This window comes from Xenorhabdus entomophaga (assembly GCF_037996725.1).
Taxonomy (GTDB): domain Bacteria; phylum Pseudomonadota; class Gammaproteobacteria; order Enterobacterales; family Enterobacteriaceae; genus Xenorhabdus; species Xenorhabdus khoisanae.
In genome coordinates, this window is the sequence record NZ_JBBMXH010000078.1 from 1 (window position 1) to 24,430 (window position 24,430).

Consider the following 24,430-nt stretch of genomic DNA (forward strand, 5'->3'; position numbering starts at 1 on the left):
TTTAGGTGGACTGATTGCTTACTGCCTTAAATTGAAAAAACCATCACTGAAAGTTTTCTACTTAGAAGAAGATGTTCCAATGATGGCTTAAGCAGAATTCGGGTTAATTAATCAAATGGCAAAAAGAAAATACTCAAGGTAGTTTGTACATGACCTCATAGATCTCGTAGATAAAGGAGTAATGTTATGGGTAAGTACATTATTAGTTATGATGGTGTTGATGAGAATAATTTAGTCTTAGTTAGTACACAGATTTCACTGGATATTGATGTAAGTACACTATCTTCGGCGAGTGATTTCTTAACTGTATTGGAGAATAACGCCTTAAGTTATGCTGAAGGGTTATATGACGGTGGCGGTGTAACAAGAATTGCTAACGTCAGAATACACCAGTTGTAATATACAACATATTAAATAACCCGCTTCTGGCGGGTTTTTTACTTCTAACGCCATTTAACTGCGGTCTTTTCACATGCCTCACCTTAATGTTTACTTGATATTGTGTAATGTGAATTTCTCAAAATTGTGGCAAGTGGAAAGCATGTCTAATACTATAGAAACAGCTATCCGAATAAAGGATGTTCAGAGATTTTTATTGTGTGTACATAACTGTGTACATTGTTATATTTTTTTAGTATTTATGGTTGTGTAACATAATGTATTTAAAGGATATTTTATTGTTTAATTGTAATTATCAGTTGATTACCACCGATGCTCAATTGCAGTCAATCTGTGAACGGGCAAAAAAACATGCAAGAATTGCATTAGATACTGAGTTTGTACGTACAAGGACGTATTATCCCCAATTAGGTTTGATACAACTGTTTGATAGTGAACAGCTTTCTCTGATTGATCCACTGGAAATTTCGCAATGGCAACCCTTCAGGGAATTATTGACTGATCCAGACGTTTTAAAATTTATCCATGCCGGCAGTGAAGATTTAGAAGTTTTCGGGAATAGTTTCCAGTGCTTACCAGAGCCGATGATTGATACGCAGGTACTGGCTGCATTTATTGGTCATCCGATATCATGCGGCTTTGCAACGTTGGTTGCTGAATATCTGAATGTGGAATTGGATAAAAGTGAATCCCGTACTGATTGGCTGGCTCGTCCGTTAAGTAGCAAACAATGTGAGTACGCCGCAGCAGATGTTTACTATTTATTGCCTCTGGCCGATATCTTGATGGCGAAAACAGAGCTGGTGGGATATTTGGATGCGGCAAAAAATGAAAGTGCTCTGATTGCCCAACGCCGTAAAGAAGTATTAATGCCGGAATGTGCTTATAAGGATATTGGCAATGCGTGGCAATTGCGCCCCAACCAATTAGCCTGTTTGAAAAAACTGGCAGCTTGGCGGTTAAATCAGGCTCGAGAACGTGATTTAGCGGTTAACTTTGTGATCCGTGAAGAAAACTTATGGCAAGTCGCCCGTTATATGCCGACTTCTTTGGGGGAATTGGACGCCTTGGGATTGAGCGGGCAGGAAATCCGTTGTCATGGACGTCGGTTACTGGCTATGGTTGCAGAATGCAAAGATATTCCAGCAGAAGAATGTCCGGCTCAAATTATCAATTTGATTGACTATCCGGGTTATCGTAAGGCTTTTAAGGAAATTAAGTCATTGATTACTCAGGTGAGCGAAGCTCATGCTTTTAGTGCGGAATTATTGGCTTCCCGCCGGCAAATCAATCAACTGCTTTGTTGGCACTGGAAATTGAAATCACCAGAGTATCAACCTGAATTACTTAAGGGTTGGCGTGGGAAATGGTTGGCTGAGTCTATCATAGGAATATTGGGAAATTATTCAGCGTGATGAAAACCCGTGTGATAGAGAAGACTACAGTTCTATTTAAGGCATACCATTTTTAAAAATATCTCTCTGATCCCCTGCCTGTCTATCAGGCAGGGAAGATAGGGAAGTGAGTTTACTGTTGTGCCGTTATTTCCGCAGCAGTGTCGTTTTCATCTTCACTGACCGTAAACCATGGATAATATTGCATTCGACGCAACCAGCCTTTAGCGGTTTTAACCTGTATTTCCCGCCCGACAGGATCATAATAGTGGGTATCGGCGTAAGCATTCTGGCGAGCACTGTCATCGGTTACGTAACGCCAGTCATCCAGATAATAAGGCTGATAAGTACACACAACTTGCCCTTTATTGTCATACTCAGTTCGTCCATTTACTGCCCAACGGTTTTCAGTTGGCTTAGATTCAGGAATAAGTTTACCGTCAGGACTGCGTTGCCATGCTTCTCCAGCCTCATGTCGGACAGAAGATTGTAATGAGCGTCCGAATCCGTCACTGAATGTCACTTGTTGGCGAATTTGCTGTTCAGGATCTGAATCGTAACGATCAGTTACAAATATTAAGTTATGTGGGGGCTGGCGAGAAAGTTCTGCCAGTTGTTCTTCCAGAATCTTGCGGTTTGGCTGTTTCTCAATCCAATGGCGTAGGGCCAAAGTGAGAATATAGTTATCTTCGGTTGAAATACTTTTCGTCTCTAATAGTTGCCAATCAGCCGACTTCATTAATGAAGTAACTTTTTCATTTTTTAATGAAAGCATCCAGCTTTCAGGGTAATAAACCTGATAGTTGGAGACCGGCAATGGCTTATCTTGCAGTAGTTTTCTTATCGTTCCATCACAATCAGGTGCAAGTTGCTCCGGTTTTGGGAAAGGTTTATCTTTCGGTTCAGAATAGCCCGCAGGTTTACCATTTTCTGTTCCCCAGAAGCGTTGAGTGCTGAAACGCCCCAGTGTATCCAGTGTGATGAAATGGTGATTATCATTGATATCAATGAGATGAACGGGTTTCAAAAATCGCCAGTCATATTCTGCCGTGGTGGTTAATCCGGCTGCATCCTGTGTTTTTATAACTACACAGAAATGGTTATCCCATTCCAGTTGGAGTTTACCTGTCAGCAAGGAACTTCGTTGTGTGATGGGATGCCAGAATTTTTCAGACGTACCGTAGTCTGTATAGCCTTGACGAGCTACCCATACTTTGGCGGTATTTTGCTCGTTTGTATCAAAGGGGACGATATTCTCTTGCTGATATCCGCCTTGTTTTAACAGATTCTCGCGTTCTTGTGGTGTTATTTTGTTATCAAAAGCAGAAGATAACAGCGAATCAGTGAATATTACCGTTTCGGTAAAAGCAACCAGCGCCTGTTCTGTTGGTTTATCTATCGGTTTTTCACCGGAGCCATCGGTGTAGAATGTGCGTTGTTGACCGAGATATTCCCGTGAAGGTGCATCTGGCTTCAAGAGATCGTCCACGGTTTCCAGGGTAAAACCGTTGGCCGGTATTTTATCTGCACCATAAGTAAAGGCATCCTGACGTGTTTCATGGGGCAATCCCAGAACACGCTGTTCAAGATCAACCAAATGATACCAATTGAGTAATTGGCGGTTTAGTCGTAGTACGGATTGCTGATCATCATAACTGTCTCTTGGCAAATTGTCTGGCAGTGTATTTGGGTACTCATTTGTTGTTTCAGAAAACGGTCGGCGCGGGTATTGAATACTGACCTGCTTCAATGGATAACCGTATTCATCATTTTTCAGGGTAATACTCTGATTGCACTGCGGATCATTGCTAATCTGTTCATAATGATATTGACGGCTCTCCAATACGGAAGCCCAATAGATAAATTGATTGTCAGCAGCATGGATACGACGAACTTGTGGGCGATACTCGCTGACTGTGTAAGGAGTCATTTTTTGCGGATTGTCATCCAATCCATATAACTCACTGCGCAACAGTTGTCCTTTTAAGGCACGATTCAGCCAGTAATCGTTGAGTTCATCCTGCTTGGTTAAAGGAACATCATCATCTTTTTCCCAAACAGTAAAACGCGGGGTAAATGGTGCGTATGCTTTTTGATCTTTTTGCCAGTATTGGTCTGACAAATTGTTATCTACGTCAGGTAAACCCGTGGCATACCAATTTTTGGTTAATGCTGGTGGTGTGCGTTCTGATGCAGTACTTTGCGCCCGTTCACTCGTATCACGGTGTTCTACAAAGCCAAAGCCACGAAACTCACGTTCACGACCATCCCAAACACCGCGTGTATAGTTAAAGGCAGTGGCTTGCTTGTTACCAGAGATTTCGTCAGTAATTTCGGTTTGCCATAGCGTGTGTATCGGGAAGGGCAGATAACAAACGGCTTTTTTGCCTGCTGCGGTTAAGTCAGCTTTTTCATCTAGCCAGAACTGGGCGGAACTACGGTGATACAGTATATGATGGGCACCCATATTATTGTTCATTTCGGTGAGTAACCACGGTTTTTTTGTGGCTAAGTCATAGCGCCAATGTCGAGTGCCATTGTGAGATGCACTATAAGGTTGGCTTAAAATCAGACTGGCAATACCCAATCCTTGTATGTCGGCAACTTGTATCTGACAGGTGTTATCAAAACGTACATTTTCGGGAAGAGGGAGGTTTATTGGTGTTGCAAAACGGTTTCCGCTTTGGTTAATGAAAACCTTTAAATGATCGGAACTGGCATAAATTAAATCAGTCGTACCACTACCATCAAGATCGGCTAAATGAACTTGGTCAGGATTAAAGTCTGTTTCTGTTAGAGTAAAACCCGGCAAAGAAATAGGTTGCCCGAAATATCCGTGCCCCAGATTCGGCCAACAGGTAACGCCATGAGCACTGACTTCCACCAGATGTGTTTGTCCAGAGCCGAGAATATCACTGAAGGCCACTAACTTACGAGCATCGGCACCCGGTATTGGCAATGTAATATCACCGGATTGAACCACCGTTTCCCCGGCACTGAAGCCGTCCCGCTGGTTGGCATACAAACGAACACTTTTGGGACCAATCAGTACTAAGTCAGATAATCCGCTACCAATGATGTCTGCCAGTTGTGCACTTGGATGAAAATATTCCACGGGTAGGGCATGAATTGGCGTGAAATTTGTCCAATTGCCGTCAGGATGCTGACTATAATACCCCTGTAACCCTGAGCCAGTAATAACCCAATCAAGTTGCCCGTCACCGTTGATATCAAACAGGCTGGCATTTTGTTGTTGCGCAGGGATTGCAGGTAGAGGCTGGAGATCTCCCCAAACCATGCCATCCGGTTGGTTTTCATCGAATGATCTCTGTGGTGCGCGATACCACCATGCGTTGCGTTCCTGATATAGCAGCCCCGGAACGCCTTCGCCCTTAAGATCGACAAATTGCCAATTCTGATGGGGGTAGAAACTGGCAGGCATTTCCATAATATGCCACTGTGTTTCTTGTTTAATCTCAAAAGGTTGATAGCTCAGCTCTAATGGTGGCAGGCTGCTAAAAATGCTTTTTTTGTCCGTGCCGATTTCATGACCAATTCGACGCATTCTCGTCAATGTACTGACGGCGGTATTTTCGTCATATGCCAGTATTAAGCGTACAACAGGCTCTATTTGTTCCTTGGCAGAAGAAGACAGGGCTGGAATATTGTGGTACATCAGAATTTGGCGGCATAAGCGACGAGTGCGTACATCAAAGCCATATTCATAGCGTGAGAAGCAATCCTGACGGCACAGCCATTCTTCTGATGTTATAAGATCAGGCTTATCCGATAGTTTTACAGAACGCTCACCGTAATCGAATATCAGATGAAACAGCCAATCAGCGGTTAATATTTCTTTACCCACCTCTAATCCTAATAATTTATCGCTGGCTGAAATATTGCCATAGTGTACGGCGGACAGGTAACGTTGAACATCCGATTGCGGATGTGACTCTATTTCCCCGGTATCACATGCCACATCATCTTCAGAGCGATATTCATAATAAATCTGTTCGCCGTGGGTTGAGACGGAAGATTCCAATAACCATTGAGCGGTTTGTTCGGTCTTTTGTGGATGAAAGAGGCGAGCCTGAGCATTCTTGCCGAGTAAATGTTGTTGCCCTCCGGCTTCGTAAATAAGCCAAAACTCCCCCAATTGAGGTTTGGTTTTTGGCTGCCAGTATTCAATGCGGCTAAAATGACTCTCTTGCCGTGAACGGTAACCAGTAACAGTATAATTGTCGTCTAATGCAACCCCTTGCAGCGTGGAAGCTGAACGAATATCCGGTTGCTGATCTTTATTTAATGCGATGACCAACACTTCACCATCTGGCCCCAGAAAAGTATCGGTACTGTCATAATGCGGAACGCCTTGGCTGGTGCGACGACGAATGGACATCACAGGGCAGCTCCATCCCAATCCGAATGGGCCATTGCCGTTGCCGCTACTGTAGTTCAGGCTCAATGAAGGGGCATAACCCCGGCCTGTTGAAACTGGCAAGGGCAGCGAAAGATTTGCCATGCCATCAGGCCCTGCTGGTGTCAGTGCTTCGCCCATACCCGTTATATTGCCGCCACCTTTGGGCAGAGATAGTTCGGTAACGTTGAATGTCGATGGTTTTTTCATATACGATTCCTTACCGATCCTGTGGTTTCCGTAAGATCGGTGTTAACGCCGTTTAAGTGGATTATTTGTTAATGCTGTAACGAATAGATAAAATAATGTCATTCACAGTTTGTGATATTGCTTTTTGTTATCAGTTTGTGTTCAAGCTGGCTGTAACAATAAACGCTTACTGGAACAGACTCTAAAAAGTTTAATTTCATCAATTGATTTTACTGTTTTCATTTTGCTGAGTTGATCATTATTTTTATAATGATAAATTTTGATGACCTTAAATCTGATACAGAGTGTGCTTTATCTTTGTGTATTTCCTTTATGATAGAGTATAAATCTCTGACCAAGATGGGAGTTTGTGAACTTGCTGATGATAATGTTCAAACGAATGCTGATAAATATTGTCAGAAAAGTAAAAATCACATTTATTTTTGAAATATCATTGAGTTATGTAGTATTTTGACTCATTTTATTTCCTTCAAAAATAGAGATATCCATCATATTCCCGGAGTTGAGATACAATATGAAAGACATCATTTAAGTATCACGGAAGTGATATAATACGTTGTTATTAATGATGGTTTGGATATACGTATAATATAGTTATTTTATGGGTGAAAAACTATAACAAAAACTTATTGCTCTATGTGATTTTTATATTGATTTTATTATATGTAATATAGGTCTATTTTTGTTTTATGCTAATAATTAATATTGCGTTGTTATGGGTTGTATAAAATTCATTCTTTTCCTATGTCTTATTAAAGAAATGAACATTATAACTTGGGCATTATTTAAAGAGTTGGTTATCAATTATCTATCCTGTTATATTTTTATACGGTTTAATTAATAAAAATAGTTATACTCTTCGTCTTTCAAGTTGCCTCTTTGTTGGCTGCGCTCATTCACTCCGGTCACATAGTTACCTATGCTCCCGGGGATTCATTCCCTTGCCGCCGCGACGCATCTTGAAATCCATTGGGTATATATCATTTATTTTGGAAACTGGAATTATAATCAACCACATTGGCAATTCCTGTATGTTTCAATACTGTCAGTAATCCCACCCAACAAACTGAAATAGGTTCAAAGCGTGGGCGGGAACAGGTAAATAAATGACTTGCTGCAATTCTCCATGGGGATTCCAAATCAGAAGCCGTTGTTTGTTTCCTTTGGCGTCAATCTGTGTCAGTTATGCTTTGGTCTCTGTCAATACTGTTTGTGTGTGTTATAGGCGAAAGATTGGGTAACAAGAGCTTAGTATGGTGTTTGGCGAATGCAAATCGGGATGTTATTACATCCCGATTTTTTACTGATAAATCACAGCCTTAAATTAAATAGCATCATTTGGTGCGGTTATTTTGGCGATTCCTCAACCTCAGGTAATGTTACATTAAGTTCCAGTACGGAAATGTCATCATTCTTTTGCTCAAACTGCACAGAAAGCATATCTGGATCAATTTGTACATATTTACAAATCACAGCCAGAATATCCCGTTTCATTTCAGGCAAATAGGCAGGCTCAGAGTCACCACGGCGCCGCTCTGCCACGATGATTTGCAGCCGTTCCTTGGCAATATTGGCTGTCGGTTTTTTTCTCGACAGGAAGAAATCTAACAAAGCCATGCGTTACCCCCCAAACAGGCGTTTTAAAAAGCCTTTTTTCTCTTCTTCGATGAAACGGAAAGGCCGTTCTTCACCAAGTAAACGTAAAACAGTATCTTCGTATGCCTTACCCGCATCAGATTCTTTATCCAGAATAACGGGTTCTCCCTGGTTAGACGAACGGAGAACAGACTGATCTTCCGGGATCACACCAAGTAAAGGAATACACAGAATTTCCAACACATCTTCCATGCTAAGCATATCACCACGGTTCACTCGCCCAGGGTTATAACGTGTCAGCAGAAGATGCTCCTTGATAGGCTCATTCCCTTGTTCTGCACGGCGTGATTTAGATGCCAGGATACCTAAAATACGATCAGAATCACGGACAGATGAAACTTCCGGGTTTGTTGTAATAATGGCTTCATCGGCAAAGTAGAGTGCCATCAATGCACCGCTTTCAATACCTGCTGGTGAATCACAGATAATGAACTCAAATCCTTGTTGATCCAATTCGTTCAGAATTTTCTCAACGCCATCGCGGGTGAGGGCTTCTTTATCACGGGTTTGAGAGGCGGGCAAAATATAGAGATTCTCTGTGCGCTTATCTTTAATAAGTGCTTGGTTTAAGCTGGCATCACCTTGAATGACGTTCACGAAGTCAAAAACCACTCGGCGCTCACAGCCCATAATCAAATCGAGGTTCCGTAAACCGATGTCAAAATCGACAACGGCAGTTTTTTTCCCCCTTTGGGCGAGACCAGTAGCAATGGCCGCGCTTGAAGTGGTTTTGCCAACGCCACCTTTACCAGATGTAACAACAATAATGCGTGCCATGAAGCGATTCCTTGTTATAAAGGCTAGACTAAGGTTTCGATAGTTAATTCATTGTTCACCAGACGTAATTTTGCCGCTTTACCAACAAAATTTTCTGGGATTTTTTCGCTGAGCCAATATTGACCGGCAATAGAGGTGAGTTCAGCGTTTAAATGGGTGCAGAAAATCTGGCTTTCTTGATCACCAGATGCGCCTGCCAATACGCGTCCACGCAGTACACCATATATATGAATATTTCCATCAGCGATTAATTCTGCACCAGCGCTCACATTATTTGTTACGATGAGATCGCTATTCGGCGCATAAATTCTTTGTCCTGAACGAACAGGTGTATTAATTATACGAGTTTTTTTGAAAATAGGTTCAGTCGGTTTATTTTCTTGAGTAAGAACTTTCTGACTTTTACCTTCTTTCAATAAAGGAAGTTCTGATTTCAGGACAATTTTCCGTTGTTCTTCATCTTGACAGCCGCTGATGCCAACAACACGCAGCCCAACTGATTCTATGGCCCGGTGGAGTGCGAGGATATCTGCATCAACGGAGAGAGCAGATATATTGATAACAACGGGAGCATTTTTCAGGAATTCAGGCGCTTGATCCATTTTTTCCTGCATAGCTCTTTGGATGATTTCCGGCTGATCATCATACAAATGAACGACCGAAAGCGTAAAATTGCTGCCTTTTAGCTCTATTGGCGATTGTGACATCGATATTTTGACTCAGCAAGGTTAGGTTTCCCGGGATAGTTTACTAAAAGATTTTCCTAGTACATCCTCTGGGAGACGATATTCTGAAATATAATAAGCATGTTATAGTTAGTGAATTATTCAAGCAAGTCGCAGAGTTAATTTAAAAGAGTTTATGACAATGATTTGTGTAATCTACAGAAGCCCAAAACGTAACCAAACATATCTTTATATTGAAAGGAAAGGTGATTTTTCGCGCGTTCCTGAAGAGTTGTTAAAAACATTTGGTGAACCTCAATATTCAATGATGATTTCATTATCTGAAAGAAAAAAATTAGCCAATGCTGATATTGAAAAAGTAAAAACCGCGTTGAATGAGCAAGGATTTTACTTGCAGGTACCACCGCCGGTAGAAAGCTTGATCAATGAACATCTGGCATCAAATAAAACAATAAAAAAATAGCTGGCAATTGCCTGATCCTGAACCGAGGAGCAGATTTATGAAATTAATCAGCGGGATAACCTTATTGTCAGCAATTTTACTGGCAGGATGTAGCTCATCCTATGGAACACAATTCAGTGGGAAACAAGTGTACGATCAATCTGTATTGACAGCGAGGTCTAAAGCAGAAGTCAAAACATTGGTGCACGATTTTCCATTAGTTTCCCGTGAGCCATCACAATTTCCCGCCTATGTGGTTTTACTGAAACAACAGGCCCGGGAACAGGGCATCAGCGAAAAAACGTTGGATCGGGCATTTGCCAATATCCATTTTATCTCGCGCGTCATTAAGGCCGACCGCAATCAGCCAGAAAAGAAAATTACTTTGGAGGATTATCTGAACCGGGTGCTGCCGGCCTGGAAGATAGAGCAGGGCGCCAGGCAATATGAAGATAATCTTCCTCAGCTAGAAAAAATGAGTCGTAAATACGGTGTACCTAAAGCCTATATAGTCGCTTTGTGGGGATTAGAAAGCGGTTTTGGCAAGATTCAGGGTAAAGAAGATGTCATTTCGGCATTATCCACTCTGGCCTTTGAAGGTCGTCGGGAAGTATTTTTTATCAAGCAGTTATTGGCAGCGCTGGAAATAATCGAGAATCAATATATCGATGAAGATCAAACTCTAAAAGGATCTTGGGCAGGCGCAATGGGGCAAAGCCAATTTATGCCAACCTCTTATTTAACCTATGGCGCTGATGGCGATGGTGATGGAAAAATAGATATTTGGCATAATAAGGAGGATGTTTTTGCTTCGACTGCCAATTATCTGCACAAAGAGGGATGGCAACAAGGGTTACCGTGGGGATATGCCATCTCATTGCCTGCTGGCTTTGATGTTGCATTAGAAGGCATAAAAACCGAACAGGGAAAAACCATTGCTCAATGGCAGGCGTTGGGGATTTCATCTCCGCATTTTGCTGAACTGCCGGAAAATACCAAAGGCTGGATAGTGATACCTGATGATCCGGCACGACGGGCATTTTGGGTAACGCAAAATTTCCGTACTATTATGCACTGGAACCGTTCTTACTATTTTGCGCTTAGTGTTGGTATGATGGCGGACGGTATTATGCAACGAACTCATTTCCTCACTCACTGAAAATCGGGCCTTGAAAGACGACGGGTATAAGTGGGTTGAAAATTAGATAAGGAAGAAAGTTATGTATCAGCATCGGGATTGGCAAGGTGTACTACTGGATTGTCCTGCTAATAAAGTGGTTTGTGTCGGTAGTAATTATGTCAATCATATGAAAGAGATGGGCTCTCAATCCACTGAAGAGCCAGTAATATTCATCAAACCTGAAACGGCGCTTTGTGATCTTTGTCAGCCTGTTTTCATCCCACAGGAATTGGGTTCTGTACACCATGAAATTGAACTGGCTGTCTTGATTGGTTCAACACTTAAAAATGCCAATGAGGAGCGGGTCAGTCAGGCAATTGCTGGTTTTGCGGTTGCATTGGATTTAACATTGCGTGATTTGCAACGTGAATTTAAACAATCGGGGCAACCGTGGGAAAAGAGTAAGTCATTTGATAGATCATGCCCGATATCGGGTTTTATTCCTGTTAATGACTTTGGTGATCCACAAAATGCTCAACTTTCTTTGGTAATAAATGGCGAATTGCGCCAAAACGGCAATACGAGTGACATGCGAACGCCAATCATCCCATTGATTAGCTATATGTCGCGCTTTTTTACCCTACGCCCGGGCGATATTATCCTGACGGGAACGCCGGAAGGTGTGGGGCCACTGCAATCTGGTGATGTGCTGAACGTTTCTCTTAATGAGCACGTTCTGACAACCAGAGTGATTTAACCATAAGGAATGACAGAAATTATGTCTCAACCTTTCTGGCAGGTGAAAACCCTGGAGCAAATGACAGATCAGGAGTGGGAAGCATTATGTGATGGCTGCGGCCAGTGCTGCCTGCATAAATTGATGGACGAAGATACTGATGAAATTTATTTCACCAATGTCGCCTGTAATCAATTGAATATTAAAACCTGCCAGTGCAAGAATTACGAAGATCGTTTCAGGTATGAACCTGATTGTATCAAATTGACTCGTGAAAATATGATCACCTTTGAATGGTTGCCGAAAACTTGCGCTTACCGTTTAATTGGTGAAGGGAAAAAACTTCTACCGTGGCATCCATTGATTAGTGGTTCAAAATCAGCCATGCATGCGGAACGTGTTTCTGTCAGGCATATTGCTGTGCGTGAAGTGGATGTCGTGGAATGGGAAGATCATATTCTTAATAAGCCTGAGTAGTTAGTTTACTTATTGATATAAAAGGGATTTTATATCAATAATGGCAATTTGGGGCACTTTGGGGACACATAGGCATATAATGCAAGTGCTGAAATTGCCATTAATATCAGATTTTTCTCTCGCTTTTCTGACTTTTAACAGTAAAGGAAAACTGATAACTTGTATGTTCAATCGTCAATACAAGGAAAGAGAAATGGCAAGTTATTTGATTCGCGTGGAACTTTATGGCACAGGTTCTGACGGTTATGAAAAATTACATAAAAGGATGACGGCGAATCAATTCAGCCAATCTATCCGTTTTCCTAACGGGAAATGGCATCGTCTTCCTAGTGGAACTTATATTGGTAGTTCTTCAATGGAATCTATCGAATTAGCAGAAAAAATTAGATCTATGGCTACGCCGTTTTCAAATAAAGACCCTTCGATATTTGTCTGTACTTACAGTAACTGGAGTGCATCGCTCTATCCCGAAAAACAACACACTGAATCCGGTTCAGGTGAGTAATTTTTTATATCGTGGGCTAAATTATTAGCCCTTATGATTTGAATATCCTGATCTGATTAGTCTCATCGTTCAAGTATTATTCTGTTTTTACACCAATCTTTACAATTTTACAACAACCCTGCCAATTCCATACCTATTGTAATAAATATTAGTATGGTACTTATGCTGCTTAACTAATATATATGAAGTACTGTTGGTACGGTTTCTGTATCAGACAGTCAAAGCCACTACCGTACAGCTAGAGATATTTGTTTGATAACGAGGGAGAGTAAAAATGAATAACAGATTGATGAGCTATATAACGTTTGTAGGGGTTTGGATTGCCATAACATTAACGATTGGTGTTATGTTGTCATAATAACATGAAATTAAAATCAACTCTGTAGCCTCGCTTCGGCGAGGTTTTTATGATGCCGGATATTAGATAGTCACTCTACAATTACTAATATGATAAAGAATAATAAAATTTTGGGATTAGTATTAACAGATTACCCAGTAAGCTACCGGGTAATCAAAATATAATGTAAGGTAAAATATTCAAGGCGAGGGAAAATGTGGTATCAGGTTGAGTGAGTGCTATTTCACATAAGGTTATTGGTCAATATCCCGTAGAATATAAACTAACGTATTTTTGCCATTAACCAATGTAAGTTGTTTGTCTATTAAGCTAACTTTTGCTCCTTTAGTTAGCATTTCAATGAGTACATTATCCCATTGATTGAGTCTTTCATTGATACAGTATATCCGGCTATTGTTCAAAATTTTTACTGTCAATATGTTGTTCTTTAATTTACTTACTCCCCCAAAACTGTTGCACATTGCGCCTGAAATACCCATTTTTTCATCAAACGCAATAGAAAGTTTGCTGTCTTCTTTATTTGAAACTTCCTCACTATTGACACTGACTAAAGCAAAATGATGATTCTTTAGATCCCTGACGCTGACATTCCCCGTGGCGTTGACTCCCGAAGATTGACATGCTGTGAGTAACAAGGTGGCGACCACTAATGGAATCGCTTTTTTCATTTTATCTCCTGATGTTTGTTGAGATTACCCAACAATATTCGGACAATTTTCTCCAGAAGTTAATTGCTGGATATTTTGTAACGTTGTTTCACTGATGCTGGTTAACGCTTCCTCTGTTAAAAATGCTTGATGACCAGTGAACAGTACATTATGGCAGGAAGATAAACGGCGGAAAATATCATCTTGAATAACGTCGTTTGATTTATCTTCAAAGAATAAATCGCGTTCGTTTTCGTAAACATCCATACCCAATGCGCCAATTTTTTGTTGCTTCAAGGCGTTTATGGCCGCAATAGAATCAATTAAGGCGCCTCGGCTAGTATTAATAATCATCACGCCATCTTTCATTTTGTTGAATGCAGTTTCATCCAATAAGTGATGATTTCCTGGTGTCATAGGGCAATGTAGAGAAATGACATCAGACTCAGCGTATAAAGTATCTAAGTCCACATATTCTACGCCCATATCCAAGGCTTCTGGATTTGGGTATGGATCATGTGCTAATAAACGCATACCAAAACCTTTCAGAATTCTCAGCGTCGCAAGCCCGATTTTTCCCGTTCCGATAACACCTGCGGTACGTTTGTGCATGTTGAAGCCAGTCAAGCCTTCCAGAGAAAAGTTGGCATCGCGAGTACGTTGATAGGCACGATGAATACGCCGATTCAGGCATAACATTAACCCAACGGTGTGTTCAGCAACTGATTCAGGAGAATAAGCGGGGACTCGAACGATTTGAATGCCTAATTCTTTAGCAGCGCCTAAATCGACATTATTGAACCCGGCACAACGTAATGCCAGGATTTTGATGTTCATCTCTGCCAATTCTTGTAGGACTTCACGCCCACCATCATCATTGACAAAAATACAGACAGCATCTGCATCGATAGCGTTTTTGGCAGTTTGTGGACTCAGGGAAAAATCAAAAAACTCGATATGATAATCAAGGCCAAGTTTTTGGTTGAGCATTTCAAAATGTTTACGGTCATACTGCTTTGTACTGTAAACAACTAACTTCATAACAACATCTCCACCATATAGTAACTGTAGAATCATTCGAGCCATTCATTGAATTCACTTTGCTGCAAAACTGCTTGCAATAATGACATCTTGTGAAGGTTCTAAGCGTTATCTATTGCTATACTCGAATAAATCGCCTAATAAGCTATTTACAGTAAAATAGCTTGTATAATAAATCAGCTCAGAGCCTGATATGAGACTATCATAACAGGAAGTTGATTTCAGGTTTAAAAGAAGATTTGGCGGAAATCCGCCATGAATTTAGTTTTTTATAGATATTATTAACACCACACCTGCCTTAGCTTCGTAGAAATGCAATGTGCTGGCTTGGTTGAGCAATTGATTGACATCCTTGATAGTGAGGATTAAGAATAACATTATTCGTTACAATGGAAGAATTGACTTAGGATATTTTATGAAACATAGCAGAAATGAAGTAGGGCGCTGGCGCATGATCCGCCAAAGTATCCGTCGTCGCCGACGCTGGCTGGAAGATCAATCGCGCCGTAATCTTCGTATTTATAGCTTGCGTAAAACAGATTCTGGCAAGCGTCGTAGGTCGATTTTGTTTATCCAAAATCTGGAATGGCTTTAGCAGGATATGCAGCATGGTATAGATGTTTTTGATTCGTTATTGAATATGATAGTCATTTGCATTTAAACTAGTGGTTATCTGAAACTGACTATCATGCTGCTAAGCAAGAATTTTCTTATGCGTTGGATACATTGGCCGATACTATTTTCCGTTTGTTTACATATTTCTATTGCTGCGGCACTTTTGCAGGGTTTCAAACCTGAAAAGCAATCAGAACCCGTTCCTATGGCTGTTGCCATGATCCAATTGGCTGCTGAAGAGACATCTGTTTCTGAGTCAGCCATACCCGAATCTGTCTCTGAACCACCGATACCAGAGCCAGAACCTATTGCGAAAATCGCTCTGCCTAAACCTAAACCGGAAAAAAAACCGGAAGTGAAAAAGCGAGAAGAGAAAAAGATCGTCAAAAAAGAGCCTAAACCAATAGAGAAAAAGACAGAAAAAACCTCAGACCAGCCGTTGAAACCTGTTTCTGATCAGAATACCCAGATAGCGAAGAATCTGAATGATCAAAAATCGCCGGATTCTGCTGTGAGTAATAATACTAATGTACGAAATGGGCCAAGAGCCTTGAGCAGACCAAACCCTGAATACCCTCCCAGAGCGCAACAGTTGGGTACAGAAGGGACGGTGAAGGTCAAATTTGATGTTGATGAAAATGGGCGCATCAGGAACATTGAAATTATTTCTGCAAACCCTAAAAATGTCTTTGAACGTTATGTGAAGAATGCCATGAGAAAGTGGCGTTATGAAAAAATACCTGCTGTTGGGTATGAAGCGACTATCGAGTTTAGAGTAACAGGTATTTCACAAACACGATAGGTTGGTATATTTTCTATTCAAGGAGAAGGAGCGAAAAACGCTCCTTCATAATAGCTGAGCTTATTGTGCTTAATAAGTAAGCCTCTGGATTTTCATTTTCAAATCTGCTCTACTAAATCCATAGTCAATTTCATTGATTTTATTTTTTTCTTCTTTTCTCTTCTCTTCTTTTCTCATAGCAATCATCCCAGATTAATAAACCTAATTGAAAAAGAAATGTATATAAACAGGATTAATGAAAGAATCAAATATAAAAATGAACTGAATGAAGTGTTCTATAAGGGTTTGATTTATTGAAGTAATTTTGATGATTATAAAAGAAGAAAAATGGAAACGGAATGTGACAGGCCTCAATTCATTGCTTTTTATCAAAAAAATAGGAGCGCAATCAACAGATTCGCTCCTTTAATTCACGAATTATTTTTTATAGATCGTTACTCTGAATCACTACCTTCCAATTTAAAGTGTCTTTTATCTTCAGGAAGAGGGCGAGAACGATTATTTTCATCAACGGCGACATACGTGAAAAGCGCCTCTGTTGCACGGTAACGTTGCCCAACAGGCTCAGAAGCGACTTTTTTCACCCAAACTTCAATATGAATAGTAATAGATGAATTTCCCGTTTTGAGACAACGGGCATAACAGCATACGACGTCACCTACCGCAACCGGTTTCAGAAAACTGATGCCATTCACGCTAACAGTTACTACGCGTCCCAGAGCAATCTCTTTTGCCAGAATTGCGCCGCCAATATCCATTTGAGACATCAGCCAGCCACCGAAAATATCCCCATTAGCATTGGTATCAGCGGGCATGGCCAGTGTACGGAGAACCAATTCTCCGTTTGGTAAGCATTGTTGTTGTGTCATTTAGAAAGCTTGTTTTATTTGGTGAACATAACCATACCTGCCGGTGCACCGGCAGGTATCCATATGAGGGTCATTATATTATTTTTGTTCGCGAGGCAGATGACGGTAGATATATACCACACTCAATACAGTAAAAACCAGTGTCAAAGCGGTTAACCCGAACACTTTAAAGTTTACCCAAATATCCTGAGATAGCCAGAAAGCAACATAAATATTTGCTAATGCACAAATTATGAAGAAGCTTGCCCAAGCCATGTTTAGTTTGTTCCAGACGAAATCGGGTAATTCTAACTCCTTACCTAACATTTTCTGAATCAAAGGCTTTTTCATGAACCATTGGCTGATAAGCAGAATCAGGGCAAAAATGGCATAAACGACAGTCACTTTCCATTTAATGAATAAATCGCTGTGGAAGGCGAGTGTCAATGTGCCGAAAACAGCAACCATAACAAATGTAATTAAGGAAGATTTCTCAACTTTGCGATAAAGCAAATAAGTAACGACAACCGCTAACCCTGTGGCAGCAATCAACGCACCCGAAGCATAGAAAATGTCATACATCTTGTAGACGACGAAAAAAACGACTAATGGCAAAAAGTCTAAAAGTTGTTTCATAAATTGAACCTATCGTGATGCCAAGGATGGCATGTTCTTGAATTTGTGCCAGAGTGTATCAGATATCAATGAAATGGTTTATTTATCGAGCCAAAAAACTTGGTTCATCTGTTGGTGTAATTTTATCACAATGAACGAAAAACTGAGGGGCAGTGATGAACTTGTGAGTTTTCATTTAACACCGCATTATAATGCTTAACATTTTCACGAAAGGACATAAAGGTCATGCTGTGGGAAAGAATGCATCGCTGGATGCCGGGCTTGGAAAGCCTCTGTCATTATCGTAAAGAATATTTTGGCTATGATGTGCGAGCAGGCCTCTCAGTAGCTGCGGTTGCACTGCCGGTTGCTATTGCTTATGCTGAATTAATGGGGATTAGTGCCATTATCGGCCTGTATGCCTGTATTTTACCGATGTTTGTTTATGCTTTATTCGGAACTTCCCGGCAGTTGATTGTTGGGCCAGATGCCGCAACTTGTGCTGTTATTGCTGCTGCTGTGACACCGCTTGCGTTAGGAAATGAACATATTCGTTGGCAGCTCGCCATTGTGATGACATTAATGACAGGGTTCTGGTGTCTTTTGGCGAGCCATTTCCGGTTGGGAACATTCGCAGACTTTTTATCCCGTCCTATTTTGAAAGGCTTTATCAATGGTGTTGCGATTACCATTATGGCCGATCAGCTTGCTAAAGTGTCCGGGCTTTCTGGCTTACCAGCGGAATTGATCGAGCGGCTGATTGCACTTCCTCATAAGCTGCTGGAATCGCATTGGCCGACAGTGGGAATGTCCGCTATGACTTTGCTGGTACTGATTTGTATTAACTTCGTTCGGCCAAGTTGGCCTGCGCCATTGATAGCAATGTTAGTGTCGACTTATATCAGTTGGCAATTTCAGCTTGACCAATATGGTATCCAGATTGTTGGTAATATGGAGAGTGGTTTGCCTGTTGTACCCCTGCCTGAATTTGAATTTGGCGTATTGCGTGATTTGGTTGTCCCCTCCATTAACCTTGCCGTGATCAGCTTTGTCAGTTTTATGATGACAGCCCGTAGTTTTGCCAGTAAAAATGGCTATCAGATTGATGCGGATTTAGAACTCAGAGCATTGGGTATCGCTAATATCGCTTCTTCCTTATCACAAGGCTTTGCTGTCAGTGCGGCCAGTAGCCGTACAGCAGTTAATGATGCGATTGGTGGCAAAACACAGATGGTATCTGTGATTGCCGCCAGTGCCATTCTGTTGGTGCTGCTATTTATGACCCAATTTCTGGGGCATATTCCATTATCATCGCTGGGGATTGTTTTGATATTTTCCTCATGGTCACTCTTGAGTTTAAAAAACATCTGGTCGTATCGGAAACGTAATCGTCAGGCGTTTACTCTCTCAATTTTCACGTTGGTTGCGGTTTTACTGGTTGGAGTGATTGATGGCATAGGTTTTGCTGTATTACTGGGGCTGTTGCAATTCCTGCGAATTATTTTCCGGCCATCAGATCAATTGTTGGGAGTCAATGAACAAGGTATGGTACGTTCCATCCATCAAGATAATGATATCAAGCCTGTAGATGGCATCATGATGTATCGTTTCAATTCCCCCTTGACTTACTTTAATGTTGGCTACTTTAAAAAACGGATATTGCAGCATGTGGATAGCGAGTTAAAACATCCCGAATGGCTGGTGGTCGATGCTGCGGTGAGTTTTACCCACGATGATGTCAGTGTATTTGCTGCATTGGATGAATTAATTACAGAATTAAAAGAGAAGGGGGTGACATTGGTATTGGCAGGGCGCAGAACGGAACTTAATTTCTGGATTGAACAGAATAAACTCAGTCGCAGCGATGAAGACTTGATTGTGGTGCCCGATCTCTACTTTGCCATTCGCCTGATTCAAAGTAAGCGGCAAGTTGAGGAAAGACAAGAGGTATAAAAAATAAGAACTATAATCGCAGGTTACTGAATGAAAGTTCACCTCGCACCATAAACTGTCACTATAAGATGAGAGGTGAACTATTAATGTTTATTACATGCCGTTTGTGGTTGTATTTTGTGGTTTAACCAGCATATACAAACGGAACAGATAAACTAACAACAGGGCTGATAATAAATTATTCAGCATTGATACGGCTATACCGGGTATTTTAACTGACACAAGCTCCAGTACCAGCTTTACGGCGAACCATAGCAACATAGCAGGGATCAGCAACCGCATGTTGCTGAATGCCGATTTCCAACTTTCCTGCATAGCAGAAAAAACACTTTTCCCTTTTTCAAATAGGAAAATAGGTGCAAGTGCGAATGTGATAGAAAATAGTATTCCTGGTAGGAACATTAAGGCGTAACCAATTTGAACCAGCAGGGTACAAATAAACATCAGTAAAAACATCTTAGGCAGTAGTTTTATTGATAATGTGCCGACATGAATGGCATTAGTTTGTTGGCCGTGAGAGACGGCATGGATAAGTACCAACACACTGGCAGTGATTAAAGTATTGCCGAATATGTTGCAAAATAGGATCCCGAACGCTGTGTGCAAGAACATGGTTTTTTCGTCTGACGTTAATTGCGCCACAAAATCTCTGATGCCTGCATTGCCGCCTTCCTTTAAGGCATTTTGTAGCTCAATCAATAACTTGAGCTGTTCACCATTTGGCATCAGGAAATGCTCAAGCAGTGTTGTTACCAACGCGGCTAAAACAGAAAGTATGACAATATTCAACAGTTGATTCTTAAAAAAGTTGATGCTGTCATGATACAGGGTATTTGCCGTGATGGGCATGAAAGTGGCTCCTATCAAATAAAACAACAATAAATTAAAACAACAATCGTGTTTAATTGTACCTTGTCAGAGGGATTATTGGATACCTAAGTGTAACCATTTTCAGAAGGCGACTGCACAGAATGTCAGAAGTCGATTGCACTGGGTTGCTGGCGTTTTTCAACGTTCAGTGCCAGATCAAATTGCAACTAATACACATAATTATCCATTTAATCTGGATTGTTTGGCTGTAATGTTTCGTGCAAATGAAGCCAGACAGGTGTATCTGCATGAAGGTTAAAGATAGCGGTTGACCAGCGAATTGTGGTCTCGTTATCAGGTTCGGTCTGCTGTTCACGATATAAAATCACAGCCCCATTCTCCCACTCTTCCAAGACAGACAGCGAATCCACGACAATATGTAATCCCGGACGGCTTGCACGTTTAGCAACAAAAAAACGTCTCAGAGACTCATGATTAAGCATCGTGCCTGTTAGCGTGATCATTGAATAATCCTGACTGAAACGGTCAAGGAGTGTCTGCACGTCTCCTTCACCTTTGCCAAGCCAGTTCTCAATGGCACTATGAGCCTCCAACACTTCATTAATATAATGGTTCATTAGCTATTCTCTTCTGATGATAAAAGATTAAGTTTTACGTTTTGGTTATTGATGCTCAAGCTAAGCAGGAGTGGAATAAGAGTCCCTGCTGCTGCTGTATAAAATGTCCACATATAAGCCTGTTGCAGTGCGAGATGGCTGATAAGCAGATTGAGTAGCAGACTCAACAGTGCTACACCAAAACAGAAGCTGAGCTGACGGTTTATGTTCCACAATGCACTTGCCTCAGACATGGCTGTGGCTGATACCTCAAGGAAAGCACTACTCTGGGCGGTGCTGCTACACAGGCTTCCCCCCATCCCCATCAGTGCAAAAGCTGTCACCAGCAGGTAGTTCTGCCCGTCGTGGGTTACTACTGAAAGTAACAAAATGCCGATCGCCTGTAGCAGACAACCGGTCATGATGAGTGGCCGAGGTCCTAAGCGGTTAAATGTTTTACCTGTAACCGTGATCGCCAGAAACGAAGCCAGCGACCAGGGGATCATTAATGCTCCTGTCTCAGCGGCAGACATACCGAGGAATGTTTGTAGATAAATGACGCCAACCAGACTTACCCCCATAAACAGGCCAGGCACACACTGATAAACCAGCATTGAGAAGCGCATCAATGGGTCAGAAAGGAGGTGAAAGCTGAAAAGTGGTGCAGAATGCCGACTACTGCGAATAATGAAAAAGGCCAGCAAAATGATACCTGATAAGAAAAGTATCGTGCCTTCTGCAATGCTTCCTGCCTCACTCATTTTTGTCATTCCGATTAAAATGAGAAATAGGCCAGCACATCCGATGACAAGACCAGAGAAATCGAGAGCTTTGTTTTTTTCAGGCGTGATCCCATCCTGTAACCATATGAAAGCCAGTATCAGTGTCAGCAGGGTTAGCGGCAGACTGGCAAAGAACACCCAACGCCAGTTGAGCGTTTGGACTAATACGCCACCCAAAGCAGGGGATAGTGCAGGAGCCAGTAGTGCTACCAGCATAATTGCAGATGAAAGTTTAGCTCGCTCATGTTTTGCATAAAGCTGCCACGTCAATGCCTGACCGACTGGTATCAACAGTCCACCGCCAACACCCTGCACAACTCGACAGAAAACCAGTTCTTCAAGTGAATATGCAAATCCAGATGCTGCTGTTCCCAATGCAAATAAGGCTAACGAAAGTAAAAACACCCGCCGGGCGCCTGCACGCTGTGTCAACCACGTACTGAGGGGGATAATAAGCGTGAGTCCACATATGTAGCCATGACTGATCCATGCTAACTCTGCCACTGAAGCATTCATTTCCTTACCTATAGCGGGATAAGCGACATTGGAGATAAACATATTTACTAAGTCGAGGAAAAAGCCAAGAAGGTAAACGACCGCAACTTTACGACGATAATTCATACTCTCTTCCCTGTTAAAAATGACTAATATAATTCCGGTAATGGGAAGGATAAAGAGCTGCCACAGTGATACACTGTCAAAAAATATTTGACAGTAAGCGGGGGATTTATGCTCAATTTACAGCGTGTAGCAATGTTTGTAGCCGTGGTAGAGGCGGGGAGTTTCACATCAGCAGCAGCCACGCTCAGACAAACGAAAGCAGTAGTCAGTTTTAATATCCGTCAACTGGAGGCGGAGCTTGGTGTGTCGTTGTTGCTGCGCACTACCCGGCGTCTGGCACTTACGCAAGCGGGGGAGGCTTTTTACCTGCGTAGTGTTCATCTTCTGAAAGAAACAGAAGATATTGTGAACGATGTGCAATTCAGTCATAGAGGATTTGGTGGTGAGTTACGAATAACCAGTACACCGGAATATGGCTCTATAATGATCATCCCCGCTTTAGTGGCATTCGGGCAGGCACATCCGGAGCTGAGTATTCGCCACGTTTCGTCTTCCTATCATGCTGATCTTATTTCAGAACACTTCGACGTTGCCATTCGTCTTGGTAAATTGGCAGATTCCAGTTATCACGCAGCGCTAATAGACAACTTTTCAATAATCCCGGTGGCCGCGCCGAAATGGATTAAAAATAACCCGATAGATTCGCTTAATACATTGGGTAAAGCGGAATGGGTTATTCATACTCGTCTCCAATCCCCGCTACGCTGGCAAGTAACAGGTCCGGAGCAGCAGAAGATCGATTTTTCCATCACTGGACCCGTCAGGTTCTCAACTGACAGTGCTTCTGCACTGATGAGTTTTATACTGGAAGGCTGTGGTGTTGCGCTGCTACCGGAGTGGCTCGTCCGACCCGCTCTGGCAAGCGGGGAACTGCGGCACTTGCTGCCCGATTATCATTTCCCTTCGCAGGGTGTGTATGCAGTTTATCCTAATACCCGCCATATCTCTGCTAAAGTACGTGCTCTGATTGATTTTCTTCAGGGACGCTCAAGGGACTGGGCTGCTGAAGATGTAGTTCATGGCGTAAAAGGAATAGATGTACAATGCGTGAAAAATACAAGCCCCTTTTTATAGGAATATTATTCGTGGATCACAGTAATACCGCAACTATTCGTATTTCAGCAAAAGCTATTATTATTCACAAAGACCAGATTCTACTCATCAGATATAAATCGGATTCAGATGAATGGTATACTCTTCCAGACGGGGGACAAATGTTTGGAGAAACATTGACTGAAACATTGACTGAAACATTGATTAGGGAGTGTCTTGAAGAAACGGCATACAAGATTGAACCTGAACGGCTGGTATTTGTTAGAGAATATATAGGAAACAATCATGAATTCGCTGAATTTGATAAAGACGTCCATCAAATCGAATTGATGTTTCTTGCCTCGCTTGCCGATAAGAGTCCCGATATTCATAACCTAGATATCAATGCGGATAGGGATCAAATAGGTGCTCAATGGATTAGCCTGGAAAATGTTATAAACCTGCCATTATTTCCTGCGGTTTTACGCTCCTTGGTTGTAGAAAAGCGTTTTCCCTCTGGTTCTCCTATCTATTTAGGGGATGTGAATTAAGACTGGACGATGAAAATTTGTATCATCGATCCATCTGGTGTCATTTTCTTTCTGGTTTGGATTTACTCCGAATGAAAGTTGAAGAAGGTGATGTTATTTTGGTTAAAAAGCTGGTTCGATATATTCAATACTCATGTGCACCAAGGTGCAAAACTATGCTTGGCGTGGAATGCAGGTCTCTACACCTAAGGTTTATAAAAATGACAGCTATATATAACTTTTCAAAATGGTAGGAGTGTCAAAGAAACTCAGTCCAAATTTTGCGAGTTTTGATTTTCCAGAAACAAAAAGGCAAAAAAGAGGACTGAGTTATGCTTAT

The 24,430-nt window shown here is 41.6% G+C and carries 23 protein-coding genes; 12 read left to right on the forward strand and 11 right to left on the reverse strand.

Annotation, left to right across the window (positions count from 1 at the left end):
• Window positions 1-186 precede the first annotated feature (186 nt).
• Window positions 187-399, forward strand: coding sequence for a hypothetical protein (locus AAC854_RS15540; RefSeq protein ID WP_340617905.1), 213 nt, complete (start codon window positions 187-189; stop codon window positions 397-399).
• 257 nt (window positions 400-656) lie between these two features.
• Window positions 657-1,814 carry a ribonuclease D gene (gene rnd / locus AAC854_RS15545; RefSeq protein WP_340617906.1) on the forward strand — a complete coding sequence of 386 codons (1,158 nt, stop codon included), beginning with the start codon at window positions 657-659 and terminating at the stop codon, window positions 1,812-1,814.
• Window positions 1,815-1,926: 112 nt separating this feature from the next.
• On the opposite strand, the gene AAC854_RS15550 is transcribed toward rnd, so the two are convergent.
• The 4 genes from AAC854_RS15550 to minC form a co-directional block, all read right to left on the reverse strand.
• A complete protein-coding gene (locus AAC854_RS15550; RefSeq protein ID WP_340617908.1) occupies window positions 1,927-6,420 on the reverse strand; it encodes a SpvB/TcaC N-terminal domain-containing protein in 4,494 nt (1,497 codons plus the stop codon).
• A gap of 1,347 nt (window positions 6,421-7,767) precedes the next feature.
• Window positions 7,768-8,037, reverse strand: coding sequence for a cell division topological specificity factor MinE (minE, locus tag AAC854_RS15555; protein ID WP_045970705.1), 270 nt, complete (start codon window positions 8,035-8,037; stop codon window positions 7,768-7,770).
• A 3-nt stretch (window positions 8,038-8,040) separates the two neighbouring features.
• A complete protein-coding gene (gene minD, locus AAC854_RS15560; RefSeq protein ID WP_047963706.1) occupies window positions 8,041-8,853 on the reverse strand; it encodes a septum site-determining protein MinD in 813 nt (270 codons plus the stop codon).
• A gap of 23 nt (window positions 8,854-8,876) precedes the next feature.
• Entirely contained in the window at window positions 8,877-9,560 is a 684-nt protein-coding gene (gene minC, locus AAC854_RS15565; RefSeq protein WP_340617909.1) for a septum site-determining protein MinC, read from the reverse strand.
• A gap of 160 nt (window positions 9,561-9,720) precedes the next feature.
• Here minC and AAC854_RS15570 point away from each other — a divergent pair, with 160 nt between their 5' ends.
• From AAC854_RS15570 to ghoS, 5 genes are all read left to right on the forward strand, one after another.
• Window positions 9,721-10,002 carry a YcgL domain-containing protein gene (locus AAC854_RS15570; protein ID WP_187654130.1) on the forward strand — a complete coding sequence of 94 codons (282 nt, stop codon included), beginning with the start codon at window positions 9,721-9,723 and terminating at the stop codon, window positions 10,000-10,002.
• 37 nt (window positions 10,003-10,039) lie between these two features.
• Window positions 10,040-11,140, forward strand: coding sequence for a lytic murein transglycosylase (locus AAC854_RS15575; protein WP_340617910.1), 1,101 nt, complete (start codon window positions 10,040-10,042; stop codon window positions 11,138-11,140).
• Between the two features lie 61 nt (window positions 11,141-11,201).
• Window positions 11,202-11,858 (forward strand): fumarylacetoacetate hydrolase family protein, encoded by a 657-nt coding sequence (locus tag AAC854_RS15580; RefSeq protein WP_340617911.1) that lies wholly within the window; start codon window positions 11,202-11,204, stop codon window positions 11,856-11,858.
• A gap of 18 nt (window positions 11,859-11,876) precedes the next feature.
• A complete protein-coding gene (locus tag AAC854_RS15585) occupies window positions 11,877-12,314 on the forward strand; it encodes a YcgN family cysteine cluster protein (protein WP_340617925.1) in 438 nt (145 codons plus the stop codon).
• 79 nt (window positions 12,315-12,393) lie between these two features.
• Window positions 12,394-12,819, forward strand: coding sequence for a type V toxin-antitoxin system endoribonuclease antitoxin GhoS (gene ghoS / locus AAC854_RS15590; RefSeq protein WP_340617912.1), 426 nt, complete (start codon window positions 12,394-12,396; stop codon window positions 12,817-12,819).
• A 591-nt stretch (window positions 12,820-13,410) separates the two neighbouring features.
• Here ghoS and AAC854_RS15595 read toward each other — a convergent pair.
• Window positions 13,411-13,845, reverse strand: coding sequence for an META domain-containing protein (locus AAC854_RS15595; protein WP_340617913.1), 435 nt, complete (start codon window positions 13,843-13,845; stop codon window positions 13,411-13,413).
• Window positions 13,846-13,869: 24 nt separating this feature from the next.
• A complete protein-coding gene (locus AAC854_RS15600; protein ID WP_340617914.1) occupies window positions 13,870-14,865 on the reverse strand; it encodes a 2-hydroxyacid dehydrogenase in 996 nt (331 codons plus the stop codon).
• A gap of 415 nt (window positions 14,866-15,280) precedes the next feature.
• Here AAC854_RS15600 and AAC854_RS15605 point away from each other — a divergent pair, with 415 nt between their 5' ends.
• Window positions 15,281-15,460: a YciY family protein gene (locus AAC854_RS15605; RefSeq protein WP_340617915.1), complete on the forward strand. Its 180-nt coding sequence runs from the start codon at window positions 15,281-15,283 to the stop codon at window positions 15,458-15,460.
• A gap of 93 nt (window positions 15,461-15,553) precedes the next feature.
• Window positions 15,554-16,282 (forward strand): TonB system transport protein TonB, encoded by a 729-nt coding sequence (gene tonB, locus AAC854_RS15610; protein WP_340617916.1) that lies wholly within the window; start codon window positions 15,554-15,556, stop codon window positions 16,280-16,282.
• A 434-nt stretch (window positions 16,283-16,716) separates the two neighbouring features.
• Here tonB and yciA read toward each other — a convergent pair whose 3' ends face one another.
• Window positions 16,717-17,151 (reverse strand): acyl-CoA thioester hydrolase YciA, encoded by a 435-nt coding sequence (gene yciA, locus AAC854_RS15615; protein WP_340617917.1) that lies wholly within the window; start codon window positions 17,149-17,151, stop codon window positions 16,717-16,719.
• Between the two features lie 78 nt (window positions 17,152-17,229).
• The gene (locus AAC854_RS15620) at window positions 17,230-17,766 is read right to left on the reverse strand and encodes a septation protein A (protein ID WP_340617918.1); all 537 of its coding nucleotides are present in this window, start codon (window positions 17,764-17,766) and stop codon (window positions 17,230-17,232) included.
• Between the two features lie 225 nt (window positions 17,767-17,991).
• On the opposite strand from AAC854_RS15620, the gene AAC854_RS15625 reads away from it, so the two are divergent.
• A complete protein-coding gene (locus tag AAC854_RS15625) occupies window positions 17,992-19,698 on the forward strand; it encodes a SulP family inorganic anion transporter (protein ID WP_340617919.1) in 1,707 nt (568 codons plus the stop codon).
• Between the two features lie 93 nt (window positions 19,699-19,791).
• Here AAC854_RS15625 and AAC854_RS15630 read toward each other — a convergent pair whose 3' ends face one another.
• From AAC854_RS15630 to AAC854_RS15640, 3 genes are all read right to left on the reverse strand, one after another.
• On the reverse strand, window positions 19,792-20,547 hold the full coding sequence (locus AAC854_RS15630) for a YciC family protein (protein WP_340617920.1): 756 nt from the start codon (window positions 20,545-20,547) through the stop codon (window positions 19,792-19,794).
• 209 nt (window positions 20,548-20,756) lie between these two features.
• Entirely contained in the window at window positions 20,757-21,146 is a 390-nt protein-coding gene (locus AAC854_RS15635; RefSeq protein ID WP_340617921.1) for a DUF4440 domain-containing protein, read from the reverse strand.
• Entirely contained in the window at window positions 21,146-22,528 is a 1,383-nt protein-coding gene (locus tag AAC854_RS15640) for an MFS transporter (protein ID WP_340617922.1), read from the reverse strand. Before AAC854_RS15640 ends, AAC854_RS15635 begins: the two co-directional genes overlap by 1 nt.
• Before the next feature lie 108 nt (window positions 22,529-22,636).
• On the opposite strand from AAC854_RS15640, the gene AAC854_RS15645 reads away from it, so the two are divergent.
• Entirely contained in the window at window positions 22,637-23,602 is a 966-nt protein-coding gene (locus AAC854_RS15645) for a LysR family transcriptional regulator (protein ID WP_340617923.1), read from the forward strand.
• Window positions 23,572-24,111 carry an NUDIX domain-containing protein gene (locus AAC854_RS15650; RefSeq protein ID WP_340617924.1) on the forward strand — a complete coding sequence of 180 codons (540 nt, stop codon included), beginning with the start codon at window positions 23,572-23,574 and terminating at the stop codon, window positions 24,109-24,111. The genes AAC854_RS15645 and AAC854_RS15650 overlap by 31 nt, the downstream gene beginning before the upstream one ends.
• The last annotated feature ends 319 nt before the right edge of the window (window positions 24,112-24,430 follow it).